Raw genomic sequence first — 5,769 nt, forward strand, 5'->3', positions numbered from 1 at the left:
AAATGAACTTGAGTTACCAAGTTCATTTTTTATGTTTTCTTAAGGGGCAAATCTGATGCAGACGGCTTCTGGTATATGGAAGTCATTAGAAAGTTCTGCTAGACGTCCAGTTTCAGAATTGCGTTTAAAGACAGTTGCATTGTCAGAGTCCTGATGGACAGCAATGACAAATTCTTGATCCGGTGTCAAATCAAAATCACGTGGAGTCTGACCATGTGTCGGAACGATTTCTAACAACTCTAAGCTACCGTCCGCAAGAATTGTATATACTGCGATAGAATCATGACCACGGTTAGAGGCGTAGAGGTATTTACCATCTTTAGAGAGACGAATAGCAGCAGTACCATTAAAGCCTTCATAACCGTCTGGTAGAGTTGAAATGACTTGCATGCGTTCAAATTCGCCAACACCATCGTAGATTAGAACTTCGATAGTGCTATTGAGTTCACAAATGAGATAAGCGATTTTATAATGGTTATGGAAAATAATATGGCGTGAGCCTGCTCCTGGCTGGCTATGATAGGTATAGAGCTTAGATAATTTTCCTTCTGAATCAAGATCGTAAGTAATTACTTGGTCAGTACCCAAGTCGCAGGTCACTAGATAGTGGTCAGGTGTTAAATCTGTATAGTGAACATGTGGAGAAGCTTGATTTTCATGTGGACCTTGGCCACTGTGTTGATCAACATCACTAAGTAGAAGACAACCATCTTCCTGACGTTTATAAACAAGGACCTGTCCCTTGTGGTAGTTTGCCGCGTAAACCAAATCACGCTCTTCATCAACGGCAACATAACAGTGGGGGGCTCCCTCTTCAACGACGTGATTTAATAAGGTACCATTAGTTTGATAGGCTGCAATTCCACCCTTATCGTCTTGACTACCAACAGTGTATAAATGTTGATGCTGGTCAAAGGCAAGGTAGGTTGGACTTGGCTCAGTAGCAAAAAGTTCTAGATTTGAAAGCTGACCAGTTTCTGTATCAAAGTCTGCCTTGTAAATCCCTTGAGAAGTACGACGTGTATAAGTTCCAAAATAAACAGTTTCTTTCATAACTTTACCTCTATAATAAAGATATGACTATTATATCACAAAAATTGTAGTTGGAGGAATTCTATAACACATAATTAAACATAATAAAATATTAAATTTAACTTGTTTTTGTATTGATTTCCTTTTGAAAAGTGCTATAATAATCCTATACAAATTGCAAAGGAGTTTGTTTATGAAAAAACATGTTTTCTTAGCAGCAGGAGTTGCTGTACTCTCGGCAGCTGTCCTAGCCGCGTGTTCATCTGGTAATGTTAATAAAGAAGCAAATAAACCAGTTACTTATGCCTATGTATTTTCATCAGATCCTTCGACTCTGGATTATACAGTTTCTGGAAATGTCAGCACTAAACAGGTCACAGGTAACGTTATTGACGGTTTGCTTGAAAATGACCAATATGGCAATCTGGTTCCATCAGTTGCAGAAGATTGGACTGTTTCCAAAGATGGTTTAACCTATACCTATAAAATCCGTCAGGGAGTCAAATGGTATACCAATGAGGGGGAAGAGTATGGTGAAGTCAAGGCTCAGGACTTTGTAACTGGTCTGAAACATGCAGCAGATAAGAAATCACAGGCTCTTTATCTCGTACAGGATTCTATCAAAGGATTGGATGACTATGTAAATGGGAAAACAACAGATTTTTCTAGTGTTGGGGTAAAAGCAACTGACGATTATACTGTAGTCTATACTTTGAATCATCCAGAATCTTTCTGGAATTCAAAAACAACAATGGGAGTCCTTGCACCAGTTAATGAAGACTTTTTAGCTTCTAAAGGAGATGACTTTGGTAAACCAACGGATGTAACGAGCATTCTCTACAATGGGCCTTATCTCCTCAAAGGTCTTACATCTAAGTCTTCTATCGAAATGACCAAAAATCAAAACTACTGGGATAAACAAAATGTCTTTATTGATGATATCAAGTTATCCTTCTTTGATGGTCAAGATGCAGACTCTCTAGGACGCGGTTTTGATGAGGGACACTATCCAGCTGCACCTCTCTTTAAAAACTCTGCCAACTATGAACGTCTAAAAGAAAAGTACAAGGATAATATTGTATACAGTCAACAAAGAGGTGGCGTATTCTATATGTCTACTAATATCGACCGTGTAAATTACAATCACACTGCTAAAACAAGTGATGCAGAAAAAACTTCTACTAAGAAAGCCTTGTTAAACAAAGATTTCCGTCAAGCCTTGGCTTTTGCGGTAGATCGTAAAGCAGGGATTTCTCAAGTATTTGGTGATGAAGTAGGACCTCGTAAGTTACGGACAAGTTTCACTCCTCCAACATTTGTTCAAGTAGGAGATCAAACATTTGGTCAAGTTACTAAGACAGAATTGGATAAATTGGATAATGTCTGGAAAGATGTCAGTCTTGATGATGCCCAAGATTCACTTCATAATGTAGACAAGGCTAAGGCTAAATTTGAAGCTGCTAAGAAAACCCTTCAAGCTGATGGAGTACAGTTCCCAATTCATTTAGATTTGCCAATTTCTTCATCAAATCCAGATTTTATTCGACAGGTTCAGTCTTATAAACAATCCATTGAGGAAGCCTTAGGCTCTGACAATGTAGTTGTTGATATTCAACAAGTTTCTGATGACGAATTGGGAAGTATGACTACTCTAGCTACTTCCAATGCAAATACTGACTGGGATATTAATGCAGTCAGTGGTTGGACTCCAGACTTTGCAGATCCATCGACTTATCTAGATGTATTTGATCCAACTTCAGGTCCAAGTCTCCTAAGTGCTCTTGGTGTGGCACCAGGAACAGACAATCCAGTTATTAAAACAGTTGGATTGGATAAATACAAAGAATTGATTGATGATGCAAATAGTGAGAAAACAGACCTTCAAAAACGTTATTCCAAATATTCTAAGGCTCAAGCTTGGTTGTCAGATAGTGCACTTGTTATTCCAGTATACTCTGATGGTGCTCAAATGCTAGTGACGAAAATGGTTCCTGGCAGTGGTGCCGGTGGCTGGGTAGGTGACAAGACTAGTGAAAATAGCTACAAGTATCTGAAAATCCAAGATAAGATTGTCACTACTAAAGAAATGGATGAGTTCCGCAAGAAATTTGCTGATGAAAAAGCCAAATCCAATGCTGATTATCAGAAGAACTTAGACCGTCATATTCAAGACTAATCGAATCTCCTCTTTTGAGGAGATTTTTTATGTTGCTGTCTCCATGTAAGCACTTTAAAAAAGAGTTATTTTGATTTAAAAATGGTATAATGAGAGAACAATAGAAAGGAAGTATTTATGGAGCAAAAAGAGAAACATTTTAGCCTATCTTGGTTTTTCAAGTGGTTTTTGGATAATAAGGCCATTACGGTATTTTTGGTGACCTTATTATTGGGACTGAATCTTTTTATTTTAAGTAAGATTAGTTTTCTATTTTCACCTGTTTTAGACTTTTTGGCGGTCGTGATGTTGCCAGTCATTCTATCTGGTTTGCTATATTATTTATTAAATCCTATTGTTGATTGGATGGAGAAGCATAAGGTGAATCGTGTTATAGCTATCACTATTGTCTTTGTCATCATCGCTCTTTTTATCATTTGGGGCTTGGCAGTAGCTATTCCAAATCTGCAACGTCAAGTTTTAACATTTGCAAGAAATGTACCAATCTACCTCGAAGATGCTGATCGAGTTATTGATGATTTGGTAACTAAGCGTTTACCAGATGATTTCAGGCCTCAGCTAGAACAAGTTTTGACAAACTTTTCAAGTCAGGCTACAGTTTGGGCAAGTAAAGTTTCTTCTCAGGCAGTTAACTGGGTAAGTGCCTTTATTAGCGGTGCTTCTCAAGTGATTGTTGCCTTGATTATCGTTCCTTTCATGCTCTTTTATCTCTTACGTGATGGAAAAGGCCTACGTCACTATTTGACCCAATTCATGCCAACGAAATTGAAAGAACCTGTTGGACAGGTTTTATCAGATGTGAATCAACAGTTGTCCAACTATGTTCGAGGGCAAGTGACAGTGGCGATTATTGTAGCGGTAATGTTTATGATTTTCTTCAAGATTATTGGTCTACGCTATGCAGTTACGTTGGGGGTTACTGCTGGTATTTTAAATTTGGTTCCTTATTTGGGTAGCTTCTTAGCCATGCTTCCTGCCCTAGTATTGGGCTTGATTGCTGGGCCAGTCATGCTTTTAAAAGTAGTGATTGTCTTTATAGTAGAACAAACTATTGAAGGCCGTTTTGTCTCTCCATTGATTTTGGGAAGTCAATTAAACATCCATCCCATTAATGTTCTCTTTGTTTTGTTGACTTCAGGATCCATGTTTGGTATCTGGGGAGTTTTACTCGGTATTCCGGTTTATGCTTCTGCTAAAGTTGTCATTTCAGCCATTTTTGAATGGTATAAGGTAGTCAGTGGCCTATATGAACTAGAGGGAGAGGAAATCAAGAGTGAACAATAGTCAACAGATGCTACAGGCTTTGGAAGAGCAAGATTTAGTTAAGGCAGAACATTATTTCGTCAAAGCTTTAGAAAATGATCCAAGTGACCTTCTGTATGAGTTAGCCACCTATCTAGAAGGGATTGGTTTTTATCCTCAGGCCAAGGAAATTTACCTGAAAATCGTAGAGGACTTTCCAGAGGTTCATCTTAATCTAGCAGCAATCGCTAGCGAGGATGGTCAAATCGAAGAAGCATTTACCTATCTAGAGGAAATCCAAGCTGACAGTGACTGGTATGTTTCGGCTTTGGCTCTTAAAGCAGACCTCTACCAGCTGGAAGGTTTGACAGATGTGGCGCGTGAGAAATTATTGGAGGCCTTGACTTACTCAGAGGATCCTCTCTTGATATTGGGATTAGCAGAGTTGGATAGTGAGTTGGAAAATTACCAAGAAGCTATTCAAGGCTATGCCCAGTTAGATAATCGTACTATTTATGAGCAAACAGGCATTTCTACCTATCAACGAATTGGCTTTGCCTATGCACAGTTGGGGAAATTTGAAACGGCTACAGAGTTTTTAGAAAAAGCCCTGGAGTTAGAATACGATGACCTAACAGCTTTTGAGTTGGCCAGTCTTTACTTTGATCAAGAAGAATACCAAAAAGCTGTTCTCTATTTTAAGCAGCTTGATACCATTTCTCCTGACTTTGAAGGCTATGAATATGGTTACAGTCAGGCCTTACATAAGGAACATCAGGTTCAAGAAGCCCTGCGTATCGCTAAGCAAGGCTTAGAGAAAAATCCCTTTGAAACTCGCCTCTTGCTAGCTGCTTCACAATTTTCTTATGAATTACATGATGCTAGTGGTGCAGAAAACTACCTCCTTACTGCTAAAGCAGACGCTGAGGATACAGAAGAAATTTTACTCCGTTTAGCAACTATTTATCTAGAACAGGAACGTTATGAGGACATTCTAGACTTACAAAGTGATGAGCCAGAAAATCTTTTGACCAAGTGGATGATTGCTCGTTCCTATCAAGAGATGGACGATTTGGATACTGCCTACGAGCATTACCAAGGGTTGGTAGGAGATTTGAAGGATAATCCAGAGTTTCTGGAACACTATATCTATCTCTTGCGTGAATTGGGCTACTTTGAGGAAGCCAAAGTCAATGCTCAAACTTACTTAAAACTAGTTCCAGATGATGTACAAATGCAAGAACTATTTGAGAGATTGTAAGAATATATTTTTAAAAACTGTATCTAATCATTTTTGATAGGTATAGTTTTTCTTTTTT

4 protein-coding genes are annotated in these 5,769 nt (G+C 38.5%); 3 read left to right on the top strand and 1 reads right to left on the bottom strand.

The genetic code is table 11. The annotated features are described in order from the left end of the window. Nucleotides 1-39 precede the first annotated feature (39 nt). Nucleotides 40-1,053, bottom strand: coding sequence for a lactonase family protein (locus O3599_RS09690; RefSeq protein ID WP_247939907.1), 1,014 nt, complete (start codon nt 1,051-1,053; stop codon nt 40-42). A gap of 172 nt (nt 1,054-1,225) precedes the next feature. Between O3599_RS09690 and O3599_RS09695 the strand changes: the two genes are divergently transcribed. The 3 genes from O3599_RS09695 to O3599_RS09705 all read left to right on the top strand — a co-directional run bounded on the left by O3599_RS09695 (nt 1,226) and on the right by O3599_RS09705 (nt 5,711). Continuing rightward, the gene (locus O3599_RS09695) at nt 1,226-3,208 is read left to right on the top strand and encodes a peptide ABC transporter substrate-binding protein (RefSeq protein WP_247939906.1); all 1,983 of its coding nucleotides are present in this window, start codon (nt 1,226-1,228) and stop codon (nt 3,206-3,208) included. 117 nt (nt 3,209-3,325) lie between these two features. Continuing rightward, nucleotides 3,326-4,492, top strand: a complete 1,167-nt coding sequence (locus tag O3599_RS09700) for an AI-2E family transporter (protein ID WP_247939905.1) — start codon at nt 3,326-3,328, stop codon at nt 4,490-4,492. Next, entirely contained in the window at nt 4,482-5,711 is a 1,230-nt protein-coding gene (locus O3599_RS09705) for a tetratricopeptide repeat protein (RefSeq protein WP_247939904.1), read from the top strand. Before O3599_RS09700 ends, O3599_RS09705 begins: the two co-directional genes overlap by 11 nt. Nucleotides 5,712-5,769 lie beyond the last annotated feature (58 nt).

This window comes from Streptococcus sp. 27098_8_103, from assembly GCF_041432345.1.
In the GTDB taxonomy this organism is placed as follows: domain Bacteria; phylum Bacillota; class Bacilli; order Lactobacillales; family Streptococcaceae; genus Streptococcus; species Streptococcus mitis_BV.

Bases quoted from the DNA above. Each gene is read 5' to 3' on its own strand.
- O3599_RS09690 (WP_247939907.1), bottom strand. From the start codon at position 1,053: ATGAAAGAAACTGTTTATTTTGGAACTTATACACGTCGTACTTCTCAA.
- O3599_RS09695 (WP_247939906.1), top strand. From the start codon at position 1,226: ATGAAAAAACATGTTTTCTTAGCAGCAGGAGTTGCTGTACTCTCGGCA.
- O3599_RS09700 (WP_247939905.1), top strand. From the start codon at position 3,326: ATGGAGCAAAAAGAGAAACATTTTAGCCTATCTTGGTTTTTCAAGTGG.